At 31.0% G+C, this 26,147-nt stretch carries 23 protein-coding genes and 2 riboswitches; of the genes, 21 read left to right on the plus strand and 2 right to left on the minus strand.

What is annotated here, in order from left to right; all coding sequences use genetic code 11:
* Positions 1–97 precede the first annotated feature (97 nt).
* Positions 98–3,736: a methionine synthase gene (gene metH, locus CA_RS03160; RefSeq protein WP_010963898.1), complete on the minus strand. Its 3,639-nt coding sequence runs from the start codon at positions 3,734–3,736 to the stop codon at positions 98–100.
* 74 nt (positions 3,737–3,810) lie between these two features.
* Positions 3,811–3,916, minus strand: a riboswitch (SAM riboswitch).
* Positions 3,917–4,085: 169 nt separating this feature from the next.
* Between metH and CA_RS03165 the strand changes: the two genes are divergently transcribed.
* The 10 genes from CA_RS03165 to CA_RS03210 all read left to right on the plus strand — a co-directional run bounded on the left by CA_RS03165 (position 4,086) and on the right by CA_RS03210 (position 13,991).
* Entirely contained in the window at positions 4,086–6,008 is a 1,923-nt protein-coding gene (locus CA_RS03165; protein ID WP_014518851.1) for a PrkA family serine protein kinase, read from the plus strand.
* A 4-nt stretch (positions 6,009–6,012) separates the two neighbouring features.
* The gene (gene yhbH, locus CA_RS03170) at positions 6,013–7,188 is read left to right on the plus strand and encodes a sporulation protein YhbH (protein ID WP_010963900.1); all 1,176 of its coding nucleotides are present in this window, start codon (positions 6,013–6,015) and stop codon (positions 7,186–7,188) included.
* A 5-nt stretch (positions 7,189–7,193) separates the two neighbouring features.
* A complete protein-coding gene (locus tag CA_RS03175; RefSeq protein ID WP_014518852.1) occupies positions 7,194–8,567 on the plus strand; it encodes a SpoVR family protein in 1,374 nt (457 codons plus the stop codon).
* Between the two features lie 338 nt (positions 8,568–8,905).
* Positions 8,906–9,853, plus strand: a complete 948-nt coding sequence (gene cbiB / locus CA_RS03180; protein ID WP_010963902.1) for an adenosylcobinamide-phosphate synthase CbiB — start codon at positions 8,906–8,908, stop codon at positions 9,851–9,853.
* Between the two features lie 14 nt (positions 9,854–9,867).
* Entirely contained in the window at positions 9,868–10,689 is an 822-nt protein-coding gene (locus tag CA_RS03185) for a sirohydrochlorin cobaltochelatase (RefSeq protein ID WP_241393850.1), read from the plus strand.
* Between the two features lie 30 nt (positions 10,690–10,719).
* Positions 10,720–11,322 (plus strand): precorrin-6y C5,15-methyltransferase (decarboxylating) subunit CbiE, encoded by a 603-nt coding sequence (cbiE, locus tag CA_RS03190; protein WP_010963904.1) that lies wholly within the window; start codon positions 10,720–10,722, stop codon positions 11,320–11,322.
* A gap of 105 nt (positions 11,323–11,427) precedes the next feature.
* Positions 11,428–12,303, plus strand: a complete 876-nt coding sequence (locus CA_RS03195) for a response regulator (protein ID WP_010963905.1) — start codon at positions 11,428–11,430, stop codon at positions 12,301–12,303.
* Positions 12,285–12,746 (plus strand): chemotaxis protein CheX, encoded by a 462-nt coding sequence (locus tag CA_RS03200; protein ID WP_010963906.1) that lies wholly within the window; start codon positions 12,285–12,287, stop codon positions 12,744–12,746. Before CA_RS03195 ends, CA_RS03200 begins: the two co-directional genes overlap by 19 nt.
* 177 nt (positions 12,747–12,923) lie before the next feature.
* Positions 12,924–13,352, plus strand: coding sequence for a flavodoxin (locus tag CA_RS03205; protein WP_010963907.1), 429 nt, complete (start codon positions 12,924–12,926; stop codon positions 13,350–13,352).
* A gap of 18 nt (positions 13,353–13,370) precedes the next feature.
* Complete coding sequence (locus tag CA_RS03210; protein ID WP_010963908.1) at positions 13,371–13,991, plus strand: DUF3793 family protein; 621 nt, start codon at positions 13,371–13,373, stop codon at positions 13,989–13,991.
* Between the two features lie 7 nt (positions 13,992–13,998).
* Here CA_RS03210 and CA_RS03215 read toward each other — a convergent pair whose 3' ends face one another.
* Positions 13,999–14,811, minus strand: a complete 813-nt coding sequence (locus tag CA_RS03215; protein ID WP_010963909.1) for a biotin--[acetyl-CoA-carboxylase] ligase — start codon at positions 14,809–14,811, stop codon at positions 13,999–14,001.
* A 103-nt stretch (positions 14,812–14,914) separates the two neighbouring features.
* A riboswitch (FMN riboswitch) is annotated at positions 14,915–15,029 on the plus strand.
* Between the two features lie 125 nt (positions 15,030–15,154).
* Between CA_RS03215 and ribD the strand changes: the two genes are divergently transcribed.
* The 11 genes from ribD to CA_RS03270 all read left to right on the plus strand — a co-directional run bounded on the left by ribD (position 15,155) and on the right by CA_RS03270 (position 25,717).
* A complete protein-coding gene (gene ribD / locus CA_RS03220) occupies positions 15,155–16,237 on the plus strand; it encodes a bifunctional diaminohydroxyphosphoribosylaminopyrimidine deaminase/5-amino-6-(5-phosphoribosylamino)uracil reductase RibD (protein ID WP_043943609.1) in 1,083 nt (360 codons plus the stop codon).
* A 6-nt stretch (positions 16,238–16,243) separates the two neighbouring features.
* Positions 16,244–16,885 carry a riboflavin synthase gene (locus CA_RS03225; RefSeq protein ID WP_010963911.1) on the plus strand — a complete coding sequence of 214 codons (642 nt, stop codon included), beginning with the start codon at positions 16,244–16,246 and terminating at the stop codon, positions 16,883–16,885.
* 40 nt (positions 16,886–16,925) lie between these two features.
* On the plus strand, positions 16,926–18,131 hold the full coding sequence (locus CA_RS03230) for a bifunctional 3,4-dihydroxy-2-butanone-4-phosphate synthase/GTP cyclohydrolase II (RefSeq protein ID WP_010963912.1): 1,206 nt from the start codon (positions 16,926–16,928) through the stop codon (positions 18,129–18,131).
* A gap of 16 nt (positions 18,132–18,147) precedes the next feature.
* Positions 18,148–18,615, plus strand: a complete 468-nt coding sequence (ribE, locus tag CA_RS03235; protein ID WP_010963913.1) for a 6,7-dimethyl-8-ribityllumazine synthase — start codon at positions 18,148–18,150, stop codon at positions 18,613–18,615.
* An 83-nt stretch (positions 18,616–18,698) separates the two neighbouring features.
* A complete protein-coding gene (pdxS, locus tag CA_RS03240) occupies positions 18,699–19,574 on the plus strand; it encodes a pyridoxal 5'-phosphate synthase lyase subunit PdxS (protein ID WP_010963914.1) in 876 nt (291 codons plus the stop codon).
* Positions 19,574–20,134 carry a pyridoxal 5'-phosphate synthase glutaminase subunit PdxT gene (pdxT, locus tag CA_RS03245; protein ID WP_010963915.1) on the plus strand — a complete coding sequence of 187 codons (561 nt, stop codon included), beginning with the start codon at positions 19,574–19,576 and terminating at the stop codon, positions 20,132–20,134. Before pdxS ends, pdxT begins: the two co-directional genes overlap by 1 nt.
* 176 nt (positions 20,135–20,310) lie before the next feature.
* Entirely contained in the window at positions 20,311–21,834 is a 1,524-nt protein-coding gene (locus CA_RS03250) for a spore germination protein (protein WP_010963916.1), read from the plus strand.
* Positions 21,827–22,921, plus strand: a complete 1,095-nt coding sequence (locus tag CA_RS03255; RefSeq protein ID WP_010963917.1) for a spore germination protein — start codon at positions 21,827–21,829, stop codon at positions 22,919–22,921. Before CA_RS03250 ends, CA_RS03255 begins: the two co-directional genes overlap by 8 nt.
* Positions 22,908–24,014: a Ger(x)C family spore germination protein gene (locus tag CA_RS03260; RefSeq protein WP_010963918.1), complete on the plus strand. Its 1,107-nt coding sequence runs from the start codon at positions 22,908–22,910 to the stop codon at positions 24,012–24,014. Before CA_RS03255 ends, CA_RS03260 begins: the two co-directional genes overlap by 14 nt.
* Before the next feature lie 189 nt (positions 24,015–24,203).
* Positions 24,204–24,581: a GntR family transcriptional regulator gene (locus CA_RS03265; RefSeq protein ID WP_010963919.1), complete on the plus strand. Its 378-nt coding sequence runs from the start codon at positions 24,204–24,206 to the stop codon at positions 24,579–24,581.
* 17 nt (positions 24,582–24,598) lie between these two features.
* Positions 24,599–25,717 (plus strand): DUF1648 domain-containing protein, encoded by a 1,119-nt coding sequence (locus CA_RS03270; RefSeq protein ID WP_010963920.1) that lies wholly within the window; start codon positions 24,599–24,601, stop codon positions 25,715–25,717.
* The last annotated feature ends 430 nt before the right edge of the window (positions 25,718–26,147 follow it).

Below are 26,147 nucleotides of genomic sequence, written 5' to 3' on the forward strand. Positions count from 1 at the left end.
TGTTTTTAAAATTGACTAGGGGATGAATTATAGAAAATAAGAGTAATTTATTAGTGCATAATAAAAATAGTGGAAGCTAAAATGGCTTCCACTATTTTTATAACAGAGTATCTAATAATTTTTTTATTTCATTAATGTCTTTATTACTTCGAACAGCATAGTCCTCAAGTTGATCTTTTCCTATTTTATTTATATTAAAGTATTTTGCTCGTTCATTTGCAAAATACAAACCGCATACACTTGAAGTTGGATTCATCATATAACTTTCCGTCAATTCCACTCCTATTGAAGTTTTACCTAAAAGTAAATCAAATAACTTTGCTTTTTCAGAGTGATCGGGAATAGAAGGATATCCAATAGCTGGTTTTATCCCTCTGTAACTTCCTTTAAGAAGTTTTTCTAAGGATAAGTTTTCATCTTGAGAGTATCCCCAGTATTCTTTTCTTACCCTTAGGTGAAGAAGTTCTGAAAAGGCCTCTGCAAGTCTATCGCATATAAGTTTAAGCATAGTAGCTCCATAATCGTCGCATTTTTTCTTTAATTTATCGGAATATTCCTTTGCACCTATTCCAGCAGTTACAATAAAACCACCTATATAATCTTTGATGCCAATACCCTTTGGAGCGATATAATCAGATAGAGCTTTATAATCGCTGTCTTTAAGTATCTGCTGCTGACGAAGAGTATTTATGGTTACAGTTCCTTTATCAGTGTAGATTTCTATATCATCATTAACAGAATTAGCTGGGAATATTCCAAAAACTCCATTACAAGTGATTAAATTTTCTTTTTGCAATAAATCAAGCATTTCATTGGCATCCTTAAAGAGTTTTTGAGCTTCAGCTCCGTATTTAGGATCTTTCATTATTTTGGGGTAATTCATTCCCATATCCCAAGACGTAAAGAAGAAAGTCCAATCTATATACTTTCTTAATTCATTTATAGGTACAGCTTGTAATTTTTTTATACCGACAAATTTAGGTTCAGTTATTTTAGTTTTATTCCAGTCAATAGTAAATCTGTTTTTTCTTGCGTTTTGAATGGAGATAAGTTCAATCTTATTAGTAGAGAAGGTCTCTCTTATTTTAGAATACTCTTCATTTAATTTTTCTAAGAAAGTAAATTTGTTTTCACTCATTAGATTTTTGGCTACGGTAACAGCATCTGAAGCATCAGTACTGTGTACTACATATTTATATTTCGTAGCTAGTTTTAAAGCTGTGTGAGTTTTTGAGGTAGCAGCACCACCCACCATAAGTGGTATATCAAAATTAAGCCTTTTCATTTCTTCAGCTACATAAGCCATTTCATTAAGAGAAGGTGTAATTAAACCACTTAAAGCAATGATATCTGCATTTTCACGTTTTGCCGTTTCAAGTATGGTTTCAGGGGGAACCATTACTCCTAAATCTATAACTTCAAAATTGTTGCAGGAAAGAACTACAGATACGATATTTTTGCCTATGTCATGAACATCGCCTTTAACAGTTGCAAATACAACCTTACCAGCACTTTTATTGTGATTTTTAGACTTTTCTTCGTTTATATAGGGAAGAAGACATTCAACAGCCTTTTTCATAACTCTAGCACTTTTTACTACTTGAGGAAGAAACATTTTTCCCTCTCCAAAAAGTTTACCCACTTTTTTCATTCCATTCATTAAAGGAACCTCTATAATTTCAAGTGCATTTGTATACTCTTTTCTTGCTTCTTCTATATCTTCTTCAATAAATTCAACATTTCCTTTAACTAAAGCATAACTCAACCTTTCACTTGGGCTTTTTTGTCGCCATTCATCCTCGTGCTTTTCTAAGGTTTCAGTCGTCTTTTTATACGTTTGAGCAAATTCTAGTAATGATTCAGAAGCGTTAGATGATTTATTTAGTACAACATTCTCAACCTTTTCGAGAAGATCCTTATCTATATCGTCATATAAATCAATCATTGCTGGATTAACAATACCCATATCCATTCCAGCGTTTATTGCATGGTAAAGGAAAACAGAATGCATAGCTCTTCTTATTGCGTCATTACCCCTAAAAGAAAAGGAGAGGTTGCTAACTCCACCGCTGACTTTAGCGTATGGTAGATTCTCTTTTATCCATTTAACAGCTTTTATGTAATTAACTGCATAGTTGTCATGTTCTTCAATTCCTGTCGCTATAGATAGTATATTTGGATCAAATATTATATTTTCAGGTGGAAACTCAACTTTTTCTGTGAGAATAGTATAAGCTCTCTTGCAGATTTCAATTTTTCTTTCATAAGTAGCTGCTTGACCTTCTTCGTCAAAGGCCATTACAACTACGCCAGCGCCAAAGTTCTTTATAAATTTTGCCTCTTCAATGAACTTTTCTTCTCCAACCTTAAGACTTATGGAATTTACTATGGCTTTACCTTGAATAGACTTTAATCCAACTTTTAAAACTTCAAAATTAGAGGAGTCTATCATAACTGGAACTTTTGATATTTCAGGTTCACTTGCAATAAGTCTTAAAAATGTTTCCATTTCAGAGCGAGCATCTAAAAGTGCATCATCAAAATTTATATCTATAATTTGGGCACCATTTTCAACCTGATGTCTTGCAATGGTTAGAGCCTCCTCATAATTTTTTTCACGTATAAGCCTTGCGAATTTTCTTGAGCCCGCTACATTTGTTCTTTCGCCTATATTTATGAAGTTACTGTTCTTATCAATTTTTATGTTTTCTAGTCCGCTGTAAATTGTTTTGGGTTCCAAGTTTGGAACTTTTCTTGGAGAAATGCCTTTAACTACGCTGCTTATTGCTCTTATATGTTCTGGTGTAGTGCCACAGCAGCCTCCAACTATATTTAAATGTCCTTCAAGTGCTAATTTTTTTACAATGCTAGCAGTTTCCTCTGGCAGTTCTTCATATTCACCAAGGGAGTTTGGAAGTCCTGCGTTTGGATGAAAGGATATATATCTATTTTGTGTTTCAGAGAGTCTTTTTATAAAAGGTATAAGTTCTTCAGCACCAAAGGAACAATTAAGCCCTATAGCAATTATATTTTCGTTTTTTAAACTTTCTGCAAAAGCGTCAAGAGTTTGACCGGATAATATTCTTCCACTTTTATCAGCTATTGTCCCTGAAATTATAATAGGAAGTTTTATTTTTTTATTTTCAAATACTGTTTCTGCTGCAAAGATTGCTGCTCTAGCGTTTAAAGTATCAAATATAGTTTCAATTAAAAGAAGGTCTACACCTCCATCTATTAGAGCCTCTATTTGATGTTTATAGGCATTACATAGCTCATCAAAGGTTACATTTCTAAAACCAGGATTTTCAACATCTGGAGATAGAGAAGCAGTTCTATTTGTAGGCCCAATAGAACCAGCAGCAAATCTAGGCTTATTAGGATTTAGTTTTGTGTAGTAAGTACAAGCTTCCTTTGCGAGTTTTGCCCCCTTAAAATTAATATCATATATTTTATCTTGCATATTATAATCTTTTTGTGATATTTCAGTAGCGTTAAAAGTGTTTGTTTCTATTATATCTGCGCCAGCTTCAAGGTATCTCTTGTGGATTTCTTTTATTATTTCTGGCTTGGTTAAATTTAAAACATCATTGTTTCCTTTTTGATTGGAATGACATGTACAAGATAAGGAACCTTTAAAGTCGCCTTCATCTAGATTAAAGGATTGAATACATGTTCCCATAGCACCATCTAAAACTAAAATTTTGTTATTTAACAAATTCTTTAGTGAAGAATTCATAAGTTAGCCCCCTTAAAAAATAGGATAAAATAAAAAGCCCTTGGAAATAACCTCGGGCTTTACATTCGCGATTATTCTCATCTATCAGCGTTTGCTGCAGGATTTAGCACCACATATATTAAAAAATATACTGGTTGCCGGGTTTCAAAGGGCCAGTCCCTCCACCACTCTTGATAAGATTTTTACATTAAATTTGTTTTTATTATATTAGTTAAATTAAAAAATGTCAATACAGTAATTTTACAATAATAAATACATATATTTATTATAGATATTTCATTTATCCAGTTAAGACTTTAGGAAAATTACTTTATAAATTGGATGTTATAAAATGATTGGAGGTGCATTCATGGATTTTAAGGAAATCATAGAAAATGATAGAATTAGCTCAAGAAAAACAAAGTTTGAAGGTACATTTATAGAATATCTTGATATGGTTAAGAAAAACCCTGATATAGTTAAGCTGGCCCACAAAAGAATATACGATATTATAAAGAGCAAAGGCTCTGAGGTTTTAAAGCCCGAGGAAAATCATAGAATAAGAAAAATTTATGGAAATGAATCAATAAAGAGATATAACTTCTTTAAAAATGATTTCTTTGGTATAGATAAGGTTATTATGAAGCTCATGAATTATTTTAATTCGGCTTCTATGAAAGGTGAAGAAGCAAGGCAGGTATTGTACCTTGTAGGTCCTGTTGGAGCAGGAAAATCATCTTTAGTTGAATCTATTAAAAGAGCTCTTGAGGAGGCAAAACCGGTATATTCTTTAAAAGGCTGCCCCATGAGAGAAGAGCCACTTCATCTTATTCCAAAGCATTTAAGAGGGGAATTTGAGCAGCTTCTTGGAGTGGAGATAGAAGGGGATCTATGCCCTGTTTGCAGATATAGACTTATGCATGAATATAATGGAGAATATGAAAAGTTCCCTGTAATTACTAGTGGATTTTCCATAAGATCTAGAAAAGGAATTGGTGTAGTACCACCTGTTGATCCAAATAATCAGGATACATCAATTTTAACAGGAAGCATAGATATTTCAAAAATGGATCTATATCCTGAGGATGATCCAAGGATTTTTTCCTTAAATGGAGCTTTTAATGTTGGTAACAGAGGACTTGTAGAATTTATAGAGGTATTTAAAAATGATGTAGAATATCTTCATACTATAATTACAGCGACACAAGAGAAATCAATACCATCTCCTGGTAAAGGAGCAATGATATATTTTGATGGACTTATAATAGCCCATTCCAATGAAGCAGAATGGAATAAGTTTAAGTCTGATCATACTAATGAAGCAATTCTAGATAGAATAGTAAAAATAGAGGTGCCATATTGTTTAGAACTAAATGAAGAGAAAAAAATATATGAGAAGATACTTAAAAAGAGTAATTTTACAGCTCATATAGCACCGCACACATTAAGTGTTGCAGCTATGTTCGCAGTACTTTCAAGACTTAAACCGTCTTCAAAGGTTGACCTCATAACAAAACTTAAAATATATAATGGTGAAGATATTGTAGAGAATGGAACAACTAAAAAAGTTGATATAAGCGAGCTTAGAGAAGAGGCGGGAATAACAGAAGGAATGAATGGAATATCCACAAGATTTATAATTAAAGCTATAGATAATGCTCTTTCAAGCTCACAATACGATTGTATAAATCCTTTGGGTATAATGGAAAATATTATAAGATCAGTAAAAGATCTTGATATAGCAGATGATGAAAAGAAGAAGTATTTGGGGTTTGTTCAAAACATAATAAGAAAAGAATATAATAAAGTCCTAGAAAAAGAAATAACAAAAGCATTTATACACAGCTATAGAGAACAAGCTGAAACTTTATTTAACAATTACTTAGATAATGCAGAGGCTTTTGTGAATAAAACAAGACTTAAGGATAAAGCAACGGGAGAGGAGCTTAATCCAGATGAGAAATTTATGAGATCTATAGAAGAGCAGATAGGTATATCTGAAAGTTCAGCTAAGGGCTTTAGAACAGATGTTACATCATATATGTTCTATGTAGTTAGAAATGGTGGGAAAATAGCATATGATGCTTATGAACCTTTAAAAGAAGCTATTGAAAAGAAGCTTACTTCTTCAGTAAAAGATTTATCAAGAATAATAACAAAATCAAGAGTAAGAGATAAAGAGCAGGATGAAAAATATAATGCTATGGTCGAAGAAATGAAAAGAAATGGCTATTGCGATTATTGCTGTGATGTTATATTAAAATATGCCGCTAACAATTTGTGGAAGGATTGATAGAATGGCAATTTTTAGAGATTACAGTATTAATCCTACAGAACATGATAGAACTATAGGGGATAGGAGAAGACATAGAGAACTGGTTGAAAAAGCTATTAAGGATAATCTTGCTGATATAGTATCAGAAGAAAGTATAATTGGAGAAAGTAAAAGTAAGAAAATAAAAATACCAATACGAGGCCTTAAAGAATATAAGTTCCTTTATGGAAATAACAGTTCATCTGTAGGAAGCGGAACTGGAAACGAAAAAAAAGGGGATATTATAGGAAAAGAGCAAATGGGCAATGGCTCTAAAGGAAAAGGTAAAGGTGCAGGAAACAGCGAGGGAGAAGATATTTATGAAACAGAAGTAACTATCGAAGAAGTTTTTTCGTATCTTCTTGAAGACTTAAATTTGCCTAATCTTGATAAAAAGAAATATTCTGAAATAGTAACAGATAGTTCAAAGAAAAAAGCAGGTTATCAAAAGTATGGTATAAGGCCAAGGCTTGCTAAAAAAAGAACAGTTATAGAAAAAATAAAAAGAGAGCAGTCAAGAAAAAGAGCAATAAAAGAATTAGGTAAGGATGATAAGGTAGAAAGATTACCGTTCAGTGAAGAAGATTTAAGATATCATAGAATAAAAGAAAAGCCAAAAAAAGAATGTAATGCAGCAATAATGTGTGTAATGGATTGTTCTGGTTCAATGGATAGTACGAAAAAATATCTTGCACGTTCTTTCTTTTTCATACTCTCTAAGTTTATAAGAATGAAATATGTTAATGTGGAAATAGCGTTTATTTCACACTCTACAGTTGGGCGTGAAGTAACTGAAACAGAATTTTTTCACAAAGTAGAATCGGGCGGGACATATATTTCTAGTGGATTAAATACGGCTATGGATATAATAAAGGAAAGATTTAATCCAGCTACGTGGAATATTTACGGATTTTACGTAAGTGATGGTGATAATTTCACTGAGGACGATGAAAGAGCAATAAAGTCTATGAGAAAGTTCTGTGAAATTGCAAATATGATTGGTTATGCTGAAATTTTACCTTATTCATATTCAGGAACGATGAAATACAAGTTTGATAATTATGTAAAGGATAAAAACTTCATATCTTCAACCATAAGAAATAAGGAAGATTTATGGCCTGTTCTTAAAAAAATGCTCATAAAGGAATTAAAGGAGTGATAGATATGGGGGACTACACGTTAAAAGAGCTTGAAACCTGGAATGAGAAAATTGAAGGTATAGTCAATGAAATGGGGCTTAATTATTACAATCAGGAATTTGAAATCATAAGTTATAATGGAATGCTTGAAGCGGAGGCTTATACTGGAATGCCATCAAGATATCCACATTGGAGCTATGGAAAGGCATATGAAAAACAAAAAACACTTTATGGTTATGACCTTGTTGGGCTTCCATATGAAATGGTAATAAACTCAAATCCATGCATAGCATATTTGATGAAAGAAAATACTTTACTACTTCAAATTCTTACTATGGCACATGTTTATGGTCACAATGATTTCTTTAAGAATAATAGGCTTTTTAGAGAAGGTACAGATGCCAGTGAAACTGTTAATATGTTTAAAAATGATGCTGATACTATAAGAAATTATATAGACAATCCAGCAATAGGAAATGAAAAGGTGGAAAAAATTCTCGATGCAGCACATGCAATAAGATATCAAACTCACAGAGTAATAGGAGAGAAAAGACTATCTTATGAAGAAATAAGAAATAAAATAATACAAGATTATAATTCAAGCTATAAGCCTAGAAGTATAATAGAACCTTATGAAAAGCCTGTAGAGCCAGATTTGAGTAAGATACCTTTAGAGCCGGAAGATGACATTATATATTTTATAGAGAACTATGGTAATCTTCAAGAGTGGGAAAGAAATGTAATAGAAATTGTGAGAAGGGAAACTGCTTATTTTATTCCACAAATTGAAACCAAAATAATGAATGAAGGATGGGCGAGTTTTTGGCATTATACAATATTAAATGAGCTTAAGCTTCCAGATGGACTTCATTTAGAGTTCTTAAAAAGGCATAATGATGTATTGTCACCTATTCTTGGCTCGTTAAACCCTTATTACCTTGGTTTTAAAATTTTAAAGGATATAGAAGATAGATATGGCAGAGATAAAATTTTTGAGGTTAGAGAAATTGAGAGGGATGAATCTTTTATAAGAAAATATCTTACTAGGGAACTATGTGAGGAATTAAATCTATTTGAATTTTCCAAAAGAAGAGGAGAATATATAATAGATAATGTTGCAGATGAAGAGGGATGGAAAAATATAAGAAACTCAATATGCTCAGGATGTGGTATGAATAGTATACCAGTAATAAGAGTTGTAGAATTGTCTAAAAAGGATAACAATTTGATATTGGAGCATCTTTACGATGGAAGGGAACTTAATATGCAGTATGCAGAGGAAACCTTAAAATATGTGGTTAACTTGTGGAAGGGTAAAGTTACTTTAAAAACTACTATTGAAGGAAAAGAGTACAGGATAGTATGTGATGAGAATAAAAAAATATGTGAAGTGAAATAAATATATATCATTTGCATTATAGGGAAAATAGGACTTTGTAGTCTTATTTTCCTATATAAATATATTTTAAAATAATATTGACATAAGGATAAAATAATTATAAGATATAACTGATAATGATAATTATTATCGATAAACTCTTTAACTCTCTCGAACATTGACTGCTGCAAATTAGAAATTTTATTTGTGGCAGTCTTTTTGTTTAAAATTAGATTTAATTTATGAGTATTGCTATTGTTATCAGTTATAAGTTAAAATTAAAGTTATAGGGAAAATAATTGAAATATTAAATTATAAGTTGTTTTCCTGTAACAATACGAAAATTAGGAGTCTATACAATGTTAGATATAATAATAGCAGTTATAATTGATTGGATTATTGGAGATCCTTATTGGTTTCCACATCCAGTTATATATATAGGAAAATTAATAAAAATGTTAGAAAAGCTTGGAAGAAGGTTCTTTAAGCAAGATAAGTGGCTTCTTGTATTTGGAGGTTTTATAGTAATAATAGTATCAAGCATAAGCTTTTTAATACCATTTATAATACTGCAAGGTGTTAAAAAGTTTCAAGTTATATACCATGTTATAAATATTTTTTTTCTTTGGACTGTACTTGCGGCAAAAAGTCTACATAAGGAAGGGAAAAAGGTATATACTGCCCTTGAAAAGAAAGATATTGAGGATGCAAGATTAAAGCTTTCATACATAGTAGGAAGGCAGACAGAAGGACTTTCAAAGAAGGAAATAATACGAGCTGATGTAGAAACAATAGCCGAAAATTCATCAGATGGTATAATTGCTCCACTTCTATTTGCAATGTTAGGGGGAGCGCCTTTAGCTATGATGTATAAAGGTATAAATACTATGGATTCTATGCTTGGATATATGAATTTTAAATACAGATATATAGGCTTTTTTCCTGCAAAAATAGATGACTTATTTAATTTTATACCGGCAAGAGTAACAGGAATTATAATGTGCCTGGTTTCACCAATAATAGGAGGAAACATATTTTATAGTATAAAGATAATGTTAAGAGATAGAAAAAATCATAAAAGTCCTAATTGTGCTTATCCAGAAGCTGCAGCAGCTGCTGCTAGTGGGATAATGCTTGGTGGAACTAATATATATTTTGGAGAAGTTGTAGAAAAGCCAACTATTGGAGAAGAGAAAAATGAACTTTCAGATTTTCATATAACGAAAACAATAATACTCATGTATTCATCTGAAATTTTATTTATTATTATTTATGTTATAATTATATGCTTTTTAGGTAAACATTAATTTTATAAAAGGTGATGTTACTATTGAAAAAAGGAATTTTAATTGTAGGGTTTGGAACGATATACAAGGATGCTAGAGCATGTACTATAGACAAAATAAAGGAAGAAGTATGTAAGCAATTTCCAGACTATGAGGTACTGCAGGCATTTACTTCAAGTAAAATTATAGAGAAAATAAAAGAAACAGAAGGAATAGATTTTGATACTCCTCAAAAAGCTTTGCATAAATTTAAAAATAAAGCATATAGAGAAGTAATAATTCAACCGATATATATGATACCTGGATATGAATATGAAAAACTTATAGGAACAGTAGATAAGTATTTAAAAGATTTTGAAAGGTTAAAGATTGGAAGACCCGTTTTATACTTTAAAGGAAACAACAAGAATGAGCCCAACGATTATGAAATTTTTCTAGAAAAAATAAAAGATATGATTCCAAAAGATAAGATAACAGTTTTTATGTGCCACGGAACCATGCATGAGTCTAACGAATACTATCTAAAGCTTGATTCTTTTATAAAAAAACATGGATTTACAAGTGTGGTAATAGCTACATTAGAAGGTTTTCCAAAGGTAGAAGATGTAATTGAGTACATGGAAAAAAACAAATTTAAAGAAAAATATAAAGGTGAAGTAAAGATAATTCCACTTCTTGTTACAGCAGGAAAGCACGTAAAGAAAGATATGCAAGAAGAGTGGGTTAATATATTTAAAGATAAAGGATATAAGGTTGAAACTTATGAACATGGTTTAGGCGAGATTTATGATTTTAGAAGTATATATATACAGCATATTAAAGATGCTATTATAAGAGAAAATTATACTGCACTATAGATAAATTAAGACATAAAGGGAGAAAATAGTATGATTTATGTAGTTGGAATAGGACCAGGAAATAAAAAATATATACTTCCATTAGCAGAAGAAATTATAAGCAAAAGCAATGTTGCCATTGGTTTTAAAAGAGCTATTAATAGTATAGACTATATACAAGTGAAAAAAACTATAGTTGATTCCATGAAGGATATAATTTCATTTATAAATTTAAATACACAACAAGATATTTCCATTTTAGCCTCTGGTGACCCATGCTTTTATGGCATATTGAACTATATAAAAAAAAATTACGAATATGAAATTCAAGTGATACCAGGTATAAGTTCATTCCAATATTTCATGGCAAAGCTCGGAAAGTCTTGGAATAATGCTTATGTTTCAAGTATTCATGGGAGAAATAAAGATTTTATTAAAATTATAAGGGAAAATGAAGTTACTGTTTGGCTTACAGATAAGCAAAATTCACCAAATTATATTTGCAAAGAGTTAAAGCAGAATAGTATAGAAGCAAAGGTATATGTTGGAGAAAATTTATCCTATGAAGATGAGAAAATAAGAATAGGAAGTGTAGATACTATATTAAGTATGGTATTTAATGAATTATGCGTAGTAGTTGTAGAAAAGCATTAAGATGCTATTGAAGACAATAGTATTTTAATATATAAGATGTAATTTAAGGGCAATGAATATTGTAACTAAATTAAATATTACGATAGTAATAGGAGGAAATTTAGTATGAAAAATCCAAGAATAGTAGTTGTAGATGATTCACCTTTTTCTGTTTCAATTTTGACAGATATGCTTCAAAGAAATGGATTTGAGGTGGTAGGAAGTGCAAGTAATCTTAATGAGGTTAAAAAAGCTGTAACGGAATTAAATCCTAATTTAGTAACTATGGATATGGTTTTAGCAGATACTGATGGACTTGAATGCACCAAGATAATACATCAAATAAATCCAGAAATAAGGGTTATAGCTATAAGCTCAATGATGGATGATGAGATTCTAGCGAAGGCTAAAAAAAATAATATAAGCGCATATATACAAAAACCAATTGATGAAGAAGAATTGGTGCTTGCAATAAATAGAATATCATCAGATGATGATTTGTATTCAGAACTTAAGGATAGATATTTTGATATATTTAAGCAGGCATTTTCGTACGCTTTTAATAAATTTATAAAAGAAGTTCCTAACTTTGTTGAAAAAGATGAACATACAGTTGAGCATGTAGAAAAGGGTATATCTATAGTTATGGGCATTATAGGAAAGTATTGTGGTAGATTAATTCTAAATATATCCTATGAAACTGCCGATAAATTTGTAGAGTCGGTATTAAACAGACCAGCAAAGGATTTGCAAGAAATATTAAACGTGGTAGCAGAGTTTGCAAATATAGTTGGTGGAAATGCATGTTCAATGATAAATAGAGAGAATAAAATATTTGGGATGAGAATAGCACCACCTACTACAATTTATGGAGACTCTATTAATATATCTAGAAACAGTCTTGATACAATGAACTTTTTCACAGTTAATGTTACAGCTGGGGAGATAAGTGTCAATATTGGATTCAATAAGGGGGCAGTAGAATGGATGTCAAATATATAAATCCTTTTTTAAAATCATTTATGAATGTAATGCCACAACTTGGTTTAACCAATATTAAAAGAGGAAAGGTTAAGCTTAAGGGAAACTCCATTGAGAGTTCAGGTGTTATGATTATAATAGGCATTGTGGGAGATATCAAAGGAAATGTAATGTATTCAACAACAATAGATGCTGCAAAAAAAATAGCATCTACAATGATGATGGGGATGCCTGTAAATGAACTCGACGAAATGGCTCAGAGTGCGGTTTCAGAGCTTACAAATATGTTAACAGCCAATGCAGCTACTAATTTTGAAGAGGACAGTGTAAATATAGATATATCAACTCCTGCGCTAATGTATGGTGAGTTTACTGCCAGCGCGAATTATGGAAAAGTTCTATGTATTGAGATGTTTGTGGATGATATGCCATTTGAGATAAATGTTTCATTAAATGTTATGTAGAATTTATATACATAATTAGAGCACATTTGTGATTAGAAATTTTAAATTTATCACAAATGTGTATTTTTTTTCGCTATTTTACTAAAAGCATTGACAATAGAGGGAAAAAATTATAATATATACTTGATAATGAAAATCAATATCAACAAATAAAATTAAATATGTAGGAGGAGTTTTATGGTGAAAATAAACATAATTTATTGCTCAGGAACTGGAAATACTGAGGCAATGGCTAATTTGATAAGTGAAGGAGCAAAATCAGCTGGAGCAGATGTTCAATTAATCAATGTAAGTGATGCAGATGTAGATAAAGTTAAAAATGCGGATGTTATTGTGCTTGGGTCGCCTGCAATGGGTGATGAGGTATTAGAAGAAGAAGAAATGGAACCATTTGTTGAGAATATATCCAAAGAGGTGAAAGGGAAAAAAGTAGCTCTATTTGGTTCATACGGTTGGGGAGATGGCCAATTTATGCGTGATTGGGTAGAACGTATGGAGGGATATGGAGCAGATCTTATAGGTGAAGGTTTAATCGTACAAGATGCACCAGAGGGAGAAACAGAAGATCAATGCAGAGAGTTTGGTAAGGCTCTTATAAATAGCTAGAAAAGGGAGAGATAGAGGATGGAAAAATGTTTATATAAATTTACAGATTTTATCGAGGGTGTTACTGGTAAAGTATATATGATAAAGCTTATAACATACTCAATATCTCCAGTTATATCTAAACGAAAACCATCTTCTATAATTACTGTTTCAAACAGGTACAAGGGGATGTATGATTTATGGAATATATATGGGGAAGAATATTTAAGAAATATAAATGTAGATGTTTTTGAAATTAAAAAAGATAAGGATTGCTTAACACTTTTGTTTTATGATAAAGCGTTACTTAAAAGTACTCTTTATCATAAAACTAATATAGGCTTTTTAAATAAATTTGGATATAAAGAAGATATGGATTTAGAGGAGTTTCTTGGAGTTTTAAAGAAGAGGTATAAAGAAACAAATTGTCCTCACGAACTAGGAATATTTTTAGGGATACCAGTTGAAGATGTAGAAGAGTTTATAAATTGCAATGGAAGAAAGTGTTTATACTGTGGCTACTGGAAGGTGTATAAAAATAAGGACAGGGCAATGAAAATTTTTAAGGAATATGATGAATCACGCAGTAAGGCAATAAGATTATTAAGTGACAATATTGATATAAGTAAGGTTGCAAAAATACTATCACTTAATAATTAAATAAATTTTAGTAGAATTTATTAAGAGTTACTTCACCAGATATTAAATTTTCAGTATGACCGTCATTAAAGGTAACTACTAATTCACCTTTTCTGCTTATGTCTATTACTTTAGCAGCTTCAGTGTGGTCTTTTTTTGTAATAGCAATTTCCTTTCCTATAAGCGCTGAATTTTTTTTGCATATGTCTAAAAAGCTATTGGGATCTTGAGTCTCTAAAAAGTTTTCATAGATTATTTCGAAGTCATTTAATATGTTAGATAGTATGGTTTCTCTTGAGATTGGTTCATTTAATTCTATTCTTAAAGAAGTAGCTTTTTTTGATATCTCTGGCGAAAAATCATTGTAATCTTGATTTACGTTTATTCCAATTCCTAAAATTATATTTGAAGTGTTATTGATGTCTTCAGAAACCTCAGCTAGAATACCTACTAGTTTTTTATTATTTAGAAGGATATCGTTAGGCCACTTTATTAGACAATTGATGTTCATTTTATTAAAAGAGTTAGTAAGAGAGGCTGCTGCTAACTGTGTTATTAGAGGAAAAAGTGTTTTTTTTACGTTAGGTTTTAAAATTAGTGACATCCATAAGCCCTTATATTTAGGTGAACTCCAGGTTCTATCTGAAAATCTACATTTTCCAAGGGTTTGCTCTTCAGAAATTATAAGACTTCCTTCAGCTACAGCTCTCATTATAAGACGCTTGGCTTCTAAATTTGTTGAATCTATAGAATCTAAAAGTATTAAATTTCTTCCGATATATTTCGTGGTTAATAGTGAATTTATTTTATTTATATTTAAAGAAAAATTCCCTCTTTCCATTATTTAGCCTCCAGATAAGTATAATATATATTATGAATTATAGCATATTTATGGAGTGTTGACATGGAAAATATTAAGTAGTATACTAATGGTAATTTAATAGGATGTTCTTCAGGGATGGGTGAAATTCCCAATCGGCGGTAAAGCCCGCAAGCCATTTGGCAGATCCGGTTAAACTCCGGGGCCGACAGTTAAAGTCTGGATGAAAGAAGAAATAGCGTAACTGCAGTACGCAGGTTTTGTTGATTATAAATCTCCGAAGGATTACCTTTCTTTGGAGATTTTTTTATTTGCTTGCAAGTTTATTAAATTCAAGGAAGTGTTTAAATTGAATGAGGCTTTTATGAAAAGAGCTTTAGAAATTGCAGAAAAGGGGAGTGGATATGTAAATCCAAATCCTATGGTTGGAGCAGTTATAGTTAAGGACAATAAAATAGTTGGTGAAGGTTATCATGAGAAATTTGGAGGAAATCATGCTGAGGTAAATGCTTTAAATATGGCTGGAAAAGATGCAGAGGGCTCGGAACTATATGTTACGTTAGAACCATGTTCTCATTATGGTAAAACTCCGCCTTGTGCACTTGCGGTAGTTAAAGCGGGAATAAAAAGAGTGATAATTGCCATGGAAGACCCAAATCCTTTAGTAAGTACAAAGGGGATAAAAATACTAAAGGAAAATGGAATAGAAGTTATTACAGGCGTTATGAAAAAGGAATCAGAAAAGTTAAATGAAGTTTTTATAAAGTATATAACAACTAAAAGGCCATTTATAACTATGAAAATGGCATCAACCCTAGATGGAAAAATATGCACTGTTTCAGGAGAATCAAGATGGATAAGCGGACAAACATCAAGAAAATATGTTCATCATTTAAGAAGCAAATATATGAGCATAATGGTGGGAGTAGGTACGGCTATTAATGATAATCCTCTTCTCACAACTAGAATAGAAGGTGAAAATGTAAGAAGTCCTATAGCTATTATTGTGGACTCAAAGCTTAGGGTTCCAAAGGATTTAAGAATTTTTAATACATTACAGGAGAGAAAGATTATTATTGCAACTACTGAATATGCAGATAAAAATAAGGAAAATGAGCTTATAAATATGGGAGTTTCAATTATAAAAACACCTAATAAAAATGGTCGTGTTAACTTAGATTATCTACTAGATGAATTAGGTAAGATAGGTATAGATAGTGTTTTACTCGAAGGTGGAAGCGAATTGAATTTCTCTTTTATAAAGGAAGAAAATATAGATAAGATAATGTGCTTTATAGCGCCAATGATAGTAGGAGGAGAAAAAGCTAAGGGTGCAGTTGGAGGTAAGGGGATAGAAAAGCTTAAGGATTCAATAAAGATATATGATATGGATTCTGAAAAAATTGGAGAGGATATCTTAGTGTCAGGATACCTAAATAGGGGATGATTTGTTTTGTTTACCGGTATTATAGAGGAAATAGGAGAAATTAAAACTATAAAGAAATATGATAATTCAATAAGGATTGCTATAAAAGCTTCAAAGGTAATGGAAAATATCAAGCTTGGAGATAGCATAGCAGTAAACGGAGTATGCCTTACAATTGTATCTTGTGAAAATGGAGAATTTGATGTTATGCCAGAAACATATAGGGTAACTAATTTAAAAAAATTGATTTCAGGAAGTAAAGTTAATTTAGAAAGAGCTTTGGCATTAGGAGATAGATTTGGTGGACATATAGTAACAGGACATATAGATGGGTTGGGAACTATAGAGAGTATAAAAAAAGATGCGATAGCAATTGAATATAAAATAAAGACTAATAGAGAAATTACAAGCAATCTTGTTTATAAAGGTTCTGTAGCTATAGATGGAGTTAGTTTAACTTTAGGAGAAGTACAAGAAGATTATTTTAAATTTTATCTTATTCCTCATACCCAGGAAAAAACAACTTTAACACAAAGGAGTAAAGGTTATAGTGTAAACATAGAGTGTGATGTATTATCAAAAAATATTCGAAATTTTGTGAATATCCAGAATAGTACAAAAGGTTCGTGTATAACTGAAGGTTTATTAAAGGAAAATGGATTTATGTAATATTAGTTAAGTGTATTCTGTAATAAGAGGAGGAGTTTTTATGAATTTCAAATTTAATACTGTAGAAGAAGCAATTCTTGATATAAGACAAGGAAAGATGGTTATTGTTGTAGACGATGAAGATAGAGAAAACGAAGGAGATTTGGTGGCAGCAGGAGCAACGATAACAGGAGAAACTATAAATTATATGGCAAGGTATGCCAGAGGACTCATATGTACGCCTATGGATTCAGATAGCATGGAAAGGCTTGGAATAAACACCATGGTAGAAAAAAATACAGAGTATTTCGGTACGGATTTTGGGGTTTCTGTAGATGCTGCAAGGACTAGAACAGGAATTTCAGCATATGAAAGAGCTGAAACTATAAAGAAACTTTCTGATAAAGATGCCAAGGAAGAAGATTTTGTAAAACCAGGACACACATTTCCTCTAAGAGCTAAAAAAAATGGAGTATTGGATAGAAATGGACATACAGAGGCTACCGTTGATTTAGTAAGACTTGCAGGTTTCTATCCTTCAGTTGGAGTATGCTGTGAAATTATGAATGAAGATGGCACTATGGCAAGACTACCAAAGCTTATGGAGTTCTCAAGAAAAAATGATATTAAAATAATAACTGTTGAAAAATTGATTGAATATAGAAAAAAGAATGAGGCACTTATAAAAAGAGAAGCAGAGGCCAAGCTTCCAACAAAATATGGTGAGTTCAAAATAGTTGGATATAAAAGCCTGATTGATAATAAGGAAAATCTAGCTATAGTTAAGGGAGAGCTTAAAGCTGAAGAAGAGGTGCTTGTAAGAGTTCATTCTAAATGCCTTACGGGAGATGTATTTGGATCTCTAAGATGTGATTGTGGAAATCAGCTTTCATATGCACTTAGTGCAATAGAAAAGCAGGGGGCAGGAGTTGTTCTTTATATGGATCAAGAGGGAAGAGATATAGGACTTTTGAATAAGTTAAAGGCATATATGCTCCAAGAAAAGGGTCTTGATACAGTTGAAGCAAATTTGAAATTAGGATTTGAAGCTGATTTAAGAGAATATTGGGCGGCTGCCGAAATGCTTAAAGATTTAGGTGTTAAAAAAGTTAAATTAATGACAAATAATCCTGAAAAAATAAACGAATTAAATAAATATGGAATTGATGTTGTAAGCAGAGTTCCTATTAATACAGAACATGTTAAAGAAAATGAATTTTATCTAAGAACTAAAAAGCAAAAAATGGGTCACTTAATTGAAATTTAAAGGAGAGTAGATTGTAATGAAAATATATGAAGGCAAACTTATAAGCAAAAATTTAAAATTTGGAATTGTAGCAGGGAGATTTAATGAATTTATAGTATCAAAATTGCTATCAGGTGCAGTAGATGCGCTTAAAAGGCATGGATGTGATGAAGATAGTATAGAGCTTGCATGGGCTCCGGGAGCTTTTGAAATACCATTAATATCACAGAAGATGGCTGAAAGTGGTAAATATGATGCAGTAATTTGCTTAGGTGCTGTGATAAGAGGAGCAACCTCACACTTTGACTATGTATCTTCAGAGGTTTCTAAAGGAATAGCACAAACTTCACTTAAGACGGGGTGCCCTGTAATATTTGGTGTTTTAACAACGGATAATATTGAACAGGCAATAGAAAGAGCTGGAACAAAATCAGGAAATAAAGGTTTTGATGCAGCAGTAACAGCAATTGAAATGGCTAATTTAATTAAAACAATTGGCGAATAGGAAATATAAATAAATGTACCCATACACTTTTCAAAATGATATACATGTCCTATTATAGAATTATATTTTATAGTAAAGGAGTTATGGGTATGGATAGAAGTGATATGAATAAAAATCTCGCTCAAATGTTAAAGGGTGGAGTTATAATGGATGTTATTAATAAGGAACAGGCCATAATTGCTGAAAAGGCAGGGGCATGTGCAGTAATGGCACTAGAAAGAGTACCAGCTGATATAAGAAAACAAGGTGGAGTAGCAAGAATGTCTGATCCTAAAATGATAAAAGAAATTAGGGAGTCTGTAACAATACCAGTTATGGCAAAGGTTAGAATAGGGCATTTTGTTGAAGCCGAGATTCTTCAGTCTTTAGGAATAGATTTTATAGATGAAAGTGAGGTTCTAACTCCAGCTGATGATTCTTATCATATTGACAAAAAGGCCTTTAAGGTTCCATTTGTTTGTGGAGCAAGAAATCTTGGAGAAGCACTTAGAAGAATTGGGGAAGGAGCTTCAATGATAAGAACAAAGGGTGAAGCAGGTACTGGAAATGTTGTTGAAGCTGTAAAACATATGAGAACAGTTATGGATGAAATAAGGAGAGTTAAAAATGCAGCTAAGGAAGAAATTATGACAATTGCAAAAGAATTAGGAGCTCCATATGATCTCGTTCAATATGTTTGGATGAATGGAAGGCTTCCTGTAGTTAATTTTGCAGCAGGCGGTGTTGCTACTCCAGCTGATGCTGCGCTTATGATTAGACTTGGTGCAGAAGGAGTATTTGTTGGCTCCGGTATATTTAAGTCTGAAAATCCAGAAAAAAGAGCGAGAGCTATTGTAATGGCAGCAGCTTATTACGATGATCCTAAAGTGCTTGAAGAAGTGTCGGAGGACCTTGGAGAGCCTATGTATGGACTTGAAATAAGTGACATAAAAGATAGATATGCAGAAAGAGGCTGGTAATGAGGGTAGGTGTTTTATCGTTTCAAGGTGGAGTAGTTGAACACCTGGAGCATATAGAAAAACTTAATGGTAAACCTGTTAAGGTTAGAAGTTTAGAAGATTTACAAAAAATAGATAGGCTTATAATACCAGGAGGAGAAAGTACAACTATAGGAAAGTTTTTAAAACAATCTAATATGCTCCAACCTTTGAGAGAAAAGATATATGGAGGCATGCCAGTATGGGGAACCTGCGCGGGAATGATACTCTTAGCAAGAAAAATAGAAAACAGTGAGGTCAACTATATAAATGCCATAGACATAACTGTAAGAAGAAATGCTTATGGAAGCCAAGTTGATAGCTTTAATACTAAGGCTTTAATTGAAGAAATATCTTTAAATGAAATGCCGCTTGTTTTTATAAGAGCTCCGTATATAACACGCATAGGAGAAACAGTAAAAGCATTATGTACTATAGATAAAAATATAGTGGCGGCCAAAAGTAACAATGTTTTAGTAACATCTTTTCACCCCGAACTAGCAGATAATTTAGAATTTCATGAATATTTTATGAAGTTATGAAGACAATTTATAAAACTGTGATTTAAAGAAGGAAACTTATTTAAATTACAGTTTTATTATTTTACTCGTTTATATATTTTTTGTGATTGGTAATAATAAAAAACAATTAATTAAGTATTTAAGGAAACTAAATGTAGTCAAAATAAATAACAGGAATCAAAGAAAGGAAAATAGTAATGGATTTTTCATCGCGTTTTCGTTCATTTAAAGGAAAGTATATTAAGAATGACAAAAAGAGAGTTAATAATATTATCGAAGATATAAGGGAAGCTATTGGTGACACAAGTAGGTTGATAGTCAGAGAAATTTTAATAGGTCAAAGGCAGCAGCTAGAGGCAGTAATAATGTATGCAAATGGCTTGGCTAATAGGGATATAATAGATAGCGGTATTCTCAATCCATTAATGTTTAAAGTTAATGAGGAGTTTACTCCTAGCTCAAATATAGAAAATTATTTATGTAAAAAATATATTGCTGTTAGTAATACTTACATAGAAGAAAATTTCGAAAAGGTAGTTGAAAATATAAAAAGAGGAAAAACTATAGTTGTAGTTAAAGGGTCAAAAAAATTTGTTGTAGTTGATACAACAGGAGGTCCATATAGATCAATTGAAGAACCACCTAGTGATCTATCTTTAAGAGGTCCTAGAGAGGGGTTTATTGAAAATTTAGAAACTAATTTAACTATGTTAAGAAGAAGAATAAAGGATAAAAACTTAAAAACAGAAAAATTTACATTGGGAAGAAGAAGTCAGACAGATCTCATTATGGTGTATATCGATGATGTGGTAGATAAAGAATATTTGAAAAAGATAAAGGATGAGGTAAAAAAAATAGATATTGATTCTGTTCCGGCAAACAGTACAATAGAACAATGTATAGAAGAGCATACTTATAGTATTTTTCCACAGATTTTTGGATCTGAAAGACCGGATGTTATAGCAGCACATCTTATGGAGGGAAGAATAGCCTTTCTATTAGAGGGAACTTCTTATGTGACTGTATATCCGAGTACTTTTTTTGATTTTTTTCAGACAATAGAAGATTACTATGGTAGAACAATTCAAGCTATATTTATAAGAATTATAAGAATTATAGCTGTATTTATAGTAACAAGTTTGCCAGCTATTTATATAACTTTTATAAAATTTAACGCAGAGCTCATTCCTATTGAATTTGTAGCAACTCTTATTCAGTCTAGAAAAGGTATAGCTTTAACCCCTTTTATGTCCTTATTATCAATGAATTTTACAATAGAGTTACTAAGGGAGGGAGGATATAGGCTGCCAAGTAAAATAGGTCAAACGCTTAGTGTTGTTGGGGGTATTATTATTGGAGATGCTGCACTTAAAGCTAAGATTGTTAGTTCTGCTACTCTATTAGTTGCAGGAATTACTACAGTAGCAGCCTTTGTAATATCAAATTATCAAATGTCCACATCAATAAGGTTAATTAATTATCCAATGCTAATATTAGCTAATTGGCTTGGTGTACTTGGAATAGTAATTGGTTGGTTTTTTATAATAGCATATTTGTGTTCTAAAGAAAACTTTGGAGTACCTTATTTTTCTTTTAATAAAAGTGATATCAAAGATATATTTGTAAGAGCACCAATATGGCAAATGGATGAAAGACCTAGAATTATTCCAAATCATAATCCTGTTAGACAGAAGGATTTTAAGGGTGGTAAAAATGAATAGATATAAGGATGTATACTTATCAGCAAGCCAAATTACTTTTTTAATGTTTTCTTCCTTGATTGGCGTTGGATTTACCTATTTACCTATTTCAGTTATTAAACAGGCAAGTCAAGATGGGTGGATAGCGTGTATTATTGGAGCTATATATCCTTTATTATTAGTGTTAATGGCAAGTTATATATGCAAAAAATCACCTAAAGAAAATATTCTAATGCTAAGTAAAAAATATTTTGGAAGTATAATTGGAAATACCTTTAACTGTATTTTTATGTTATTTTTTATATTTATTCTAACCTCTGAAATTGCTGGATTTAGTAATGTGTTTATTGTATATGCAACAGGTTTTTTGAAATCCTATCAAGTAATTGCAGTGGTTTTATTAGTAACGGCATATATGGCATTTAAAGGCTTGAAGCCGGTTGCAAGATTATGTGAGGTGTTATTTTATTTATTGATAGTTTTACTTTTATTGCCTATTGGAGTTTTAAAAGAAGGAAATCCTTTAAATGTTATGCCAGTGGGAGGATCGGGTCTAGTTAATATAATTAAGGCTTCAAAGGACACTATGTTTTTTTATACTGGAGCTGAACTTGCTCTACTAATATACCCATTTTCTTTAAGTAGTAAAAAATTTTTGAAGAGTTGCATTTTATCACTTGGTTTAGTTGTAATTATTTATACATTAGTTACTTTTTTAACTATTTATTATTATGGCATAGATGCAGCGCCTAAATTATTGTGGCCAACAATAGGATTAAGTGACAGCTTACATGTTCCAATTATAAATAGTTTTAGATACATATTTATATCACTATGGTCACTAGTAATATTACGATGTATTTCTGTTTATTATTTTGCAGTTTCTTTTGGAATTAGCAGAATAATAAAGAAAATACCTTCCGAGAGTGTAACTGTATTCATATATCCAGTAGCTTTTGTACTGTGTATGTTATATCAAAACCCAACCAATAGACGTAGTTATTCAGATATATTAGTGCGTTATTTTGTGATATTTAATTTTTGCTATGTTTTTATAATATTAATTATAACGGTGTTCAAGAAAGGTGAAAGACATGAAAATAAATAATAAGTTATTATTTATTCCAGTAATACTAATATTTATTGCGGTGTTCATAGGAGGAAAAGGAGAGTTAGTAGAGAATTTGGAAATACCAGTAGGAGTCGGTGTGGATGTGGAGAAAACACCTAGTGGTATAGCATATAAAATACCTATAGTAGTTTATTCATTTGAGGATGCTAATAAAATAGAAAGTTACCAACTGCTTGGAGAAGGTAGTATTCCACCAGATACTAGGCAGGATAGACAACTTAAGGCAAATAAGAAATTTATTTTAGGATTAAATAAAATATTTGTATATAGCGAAGCCTCCGCAAAGAATGGACTAAAGCCTTTCTTGGATTTGAACTTAAACAACCCAGAAATAAATGATAGAGCTTGGTGTGTAATTTTTAAAGGAAAAGCACAGGATATTCTCAATTATAAGGTTAAAGGGTATAAAAGTTCTTCGGATTACATAGAGGGAATGATAAAAAATTTAAATGAATTTAACTTTTTCTCCAAACAGTATACTTTTACAGATATTTTTGTAAGATGTAGTACTGAAGGTAGAACGGCGTTGTTACCATATATAGAAATAAAGGATGGATTAATACAGACAACAGGACTTGCTATATTCAATAAGGATAAAATGGTTGCTAATGTAGGTATTGAAGAAAGCAGAGTAATAAATATGTTAAAAGAAAATAATGTAAAGGGTATTGTGTCTGTTGAAAGATCTCCTAAGAGGTACACAAGTTTTTATGGAGTAACTAAAAGGAAAATTAAATGCTATAAAAAAGATGGAAAATATCAATTTATAATAAACTTAAAATTAAAGGGGAAAATTGTAACAAATCAATTATATAAAAATATTACTTCAGACTCCAGGCAGCTACAAAAGTTTAAATTTTTACTAGAAAAATCAGTGGAACAAAATTGCAATCAAACCATAAAGGATATAACAAAAAAATATAAAGTGGATGTTTTAGATTTGGGTAGAGTTGCAACTGCAAAATATGGCAAACATACTGGAACTGATTGGAATAAGGCTGTAAGTGAATCTGATATAAAAGTTAATGTAAAAGTTGAGATTGATGATGAAGGAAGAGGTGATTATTAGTTAGGAGAGACTTCAACATACCGGGGATATGGAATGAAATTAGTGGTGACAATTATAAGTAGATTAGTTAATATAATATTTATAATTTGTACAAAAAATAAATTGCCATAACATATTGAATTAAAAAATTATATTTATTATAGTATATATATAATAATATATTAAAATACATCAAAAGAAGGTGGTTTTTTGCTGATAAGAATAGATTTTGAATCGGAAACACCTATATATGAACAGTTAAAAAATCAATTAGTTATAGGTATGGCTAAGGGGGAGTTAAGGAGAGGAGAAAGTCTTCCTTCTGTGAGGCAAATGGCAGAGGATATAGGGATAAATTTGCATACTGTCAATAAAGTATATAACATATTGAAGCAGGAAGGATATCTTAATATCGACAGAAGAATAGGTGCTGTGATAAACGAAAATATGCCCGAAAGAACCGAAGAATTTTCAGAAAAATTGATTAAGGAGCTTGAATATGTTATTGCAGATTGTAAATGCAGAGATATAAGTAAAAAAGAATTTTTAGATATATGCAGTAAGATTTATGATGATTATAATTCGTAGCTTTGGAGGATGTTTTTATGAATGATGGAAGAATGTTAGGTTTATTTACTTTTATTATAATGATTATCAGTATAATATCTCAAATAATAGCATTAAGTGCATCTCAACGAAATATATATTTGGGAATCAGAATTCCACAAGAAGAAATAAATAATACAAAAATAAAGGCAATCGGGAAAAGATACATATGGTCTAATCTTCTTTTGGGAATACCAATTGCAGCTTTACTCTCTTACTGTGTGTATAAAATTAATAATGATATTTTATATTTAGCAGCTATAATTTTATTTATGGCAATAAGTTTTTTGCTTTACTATTATTATAATAGAAAGATTTTAAAAATAAAAAAAGAAGAAGGTTGGCTAAAAACTAAGAAGCAGGAAATAGTTATTGATACATCCTTTGCCAAAAGAAAAAGTGAAAGAATGGTTGCAGGAAGCAGATGGTTTTTATTATCGCTAATATTTATTGTTATATGCTTGATTGTTAACGTTAAGCAATATCCCAATATTCCATATAGGTATCCAACTCATTGGGATATTAACGGAAGACCAAATGCATACTCACTTAAATCTTATATGACTATTTTTTCTATGCCTATTAATCAGCTTATTTTAATTGCAGTTATGTTTTTTTCTTATAAAATAACGTTTTGGAGTAAGAACGAATTGGATGGAAGAAATCCAAAGGATTCAGGAGAAAGAAATATAAAATTCAGAAATGTGTGGGCTATATATGCAATAGTAGTTAATTTTTTCCTCCAAATCATATTTTTAATTCAAGATTTTCAAATAATGCATATAGTTAATACAAATCCTAAATTTATAATTATTGCAGTCATAACAATGACTATTGTAGTAATCTGTTCGTCTCTAATTATATCAATAAAGGTTGGACAAGGAGGAAGTAGACTTAAGACAAGAGGGAATAAGTCTGAATTTGGAATCAACATGAGAGATGACGATAAGTATTGGAGGTTAGGAAATCTATTCTATTGTAATAAAAATGATCCATCAATTTTTGTTCAAAAGAGATTTGGAATTGGATGGACTGTAAATGTAGGAAACAAGTTTGGAGTGCTTTTTTATGTGCTAATAATTGTTTTTCTTATAATATGTATTGCTATATCTAGGTGAATAAAATAAAAAAATAATATTGAAAGCTGTCCTTTAAATGTAAATCTAAGTTACATCATATAGGACAGCTTTCAGTCTTAGAACCTAAAATCATCTCAATTACGACCCATATGCATAACTACACACCTAAGTACCCCTTTTTTTATTACTTAAGCACTTTGTTACAGACATAAGTTTTCATTCGATTTATTAACATACCTTTAAAAACTATAACAATATTTCAATTATTATAACCTCTAAAGAAAAATTAATAAATCTTCGCTCAACTATTGTAAATCAATATATTACCTCATATAGTTTACCCTATATAAAGCGATATACAAACTTATAACAATTTTCCTCCGACATACATAAAACCTAGCGGGGTTAAAGGTTAGATCTCATATACATCTTTGGTCGAATAATTTCGAGCTTAAACTAATAAAAATAA

This window comes from Clostridium acetobutylicum ATCC 824 (assembly GCF_000008765.1).
Taxonomy (GTDB): Bacteria; Bacillota; Clostridia; order Clostridiales; family Clostridiaceae; genus Clostridium_S; species Clostridium_S acetobutylicum.

Excerpts from the sequence above, each read along its gene's own strand:
- metH (WP_010963898.1), bottom strand. The coding sequence starts at position 3,736 with ATGAATTCTTCACTAAAGAATTTGTTAAATAACAAAATTTTAGTTTTA.
- CA_RS03165 (WP_014518851.1), top strand. The coding sequence starts at position 4,086 with ATGGATTTTAAGGAAATCATAGAAAATGATAGAATTAGCTCAAGAAAA.
- yhbH (WP_010963900.1), top strand. The coding sequence starts at position 6,013 with ATGGCAATTTTTAGAGATTACAGTATTAATCCTACAGAACATGATAGA.
- CA_RS03175 (WP_014518852.1), top strand. The coding sequence starts at position 7,194 with ATGGGGGACTACACGTTAAAAGAGCTTGAAACCTGGAATGAGAAAATT.
- cbiB (WP_010963902.1), top strand. The coding sequence starts at position 8,906 with ATGTTAGATATAATAATAGCAGTTATAATTGATTGGATTATTGGAGAT.
- CA_RS03185 (WP_241393850.1), top strand. The coding sequence starts at position 9,868 with ATGTTACTATTGAAAAAAGGAATTTTAATTGTAGGGTTTGGAACGATA.
- cbiE (WP_010963904.1), top strand. The coding sequence starts at position 10,720 with ATGATTTATGTAGTTGGAATAGGACCAGGAAATAAAAAATATATACTT.
- CA_RS03195 (WP_010963905.1), top strand. The coding sequence starts at position 11,428 with ATGAAAAATCCAAGAATAGTAGTTGTAGATGATTCACCTTTTTCTGTT.
- CA_RS03200 (WP_010963906.1), top strand. The coding sequence starts at position 12,285 with ATGGATGTCAAATATATAAATCCTTTTTTAAAATCATTTATGAATGTA.
- CA_RS03205 (WP_010963907.1), top strand. The coding sequence starts at position 12,924 with ATGGTGAAAATAAACATAATTTATTGCTCAGGAACTGGAAATACTGAG.
- CA_RS03210 (WP_010963908.1), top strand. The coding sequence starts at position 13,371 with ATGGAAAAATGTTTATATAAATTTACAGATTTTATCGAGGGTGTTACT.
- CA_RS03215 (WP_010963909.1), bottom strand. The coding sequence starts at position 14,811 with ATGGAAAGAGGGAATTTTTCTTTAAATATAAATAAAATAAATTCACTA.
- ribD (WP_043943609.1), top strand. The coding sequence starts at position 15,155 with ATGAAAAGAGCTTTAGAAATTGCAGAAAAGGGGAGTGGATATGTAAAT.
- CA_RS03230 (WP_010963912.1), top strand. The coding sequence starts at position 16,926 with ATGAATTTCAAATTTAATACTGTAGAAGAAGCAATTCTTGATATAAGA.
- ribE (WP_010963913.1), top strand. The coding sequence starts at position 18,148 with ATGAAAATATATGAAGGCAAACTTATAAGCAAAAATTTAAAATTTGGA.
- pdxS (WP_010963914.1), top strand. The coding sequence starts at position 18,699 with ATGGGTATGGATAGAAGTGATATGAATAAAAATCTCGCTCAAATGTTA.
- pdxT (WP_010963915.1), top strand. The coding sequence starts at position 19,574 with ATGAGGGTAGGTGTTTTATCGTTTCAAGGTGGAGTAGTTGAACACCTG.
- CA_RS03250 (WP_010963916.1), top strand. The coding sequence starts at position 20,311 with ATGGATTTTTCATCGCGTTTTCGTTCATTTAAAGGAAAGTATATTAAG.
- CA_RS03255 (WP_010963917.1), top strand. The coding sequence starts at position 21,827 with ATGAATAGATATAAGGATGTATACTTATCAGCAAGCCAAATTACTTTT.
- CA_RS03260 (WP_010963918.1), top strand. The coding sequence starts at position 22,908 with ATGAAAATAAATAATAAGTTATTATTTATTCCAGTAATACTAATATTT.
- CA_RS03270 (WP_010963920.1), top strand. The coding sequence starts at position 24,599 with ATGAATGATGGAAGAATGTTAGGTTTATTTACTTTTATTATAATGATT.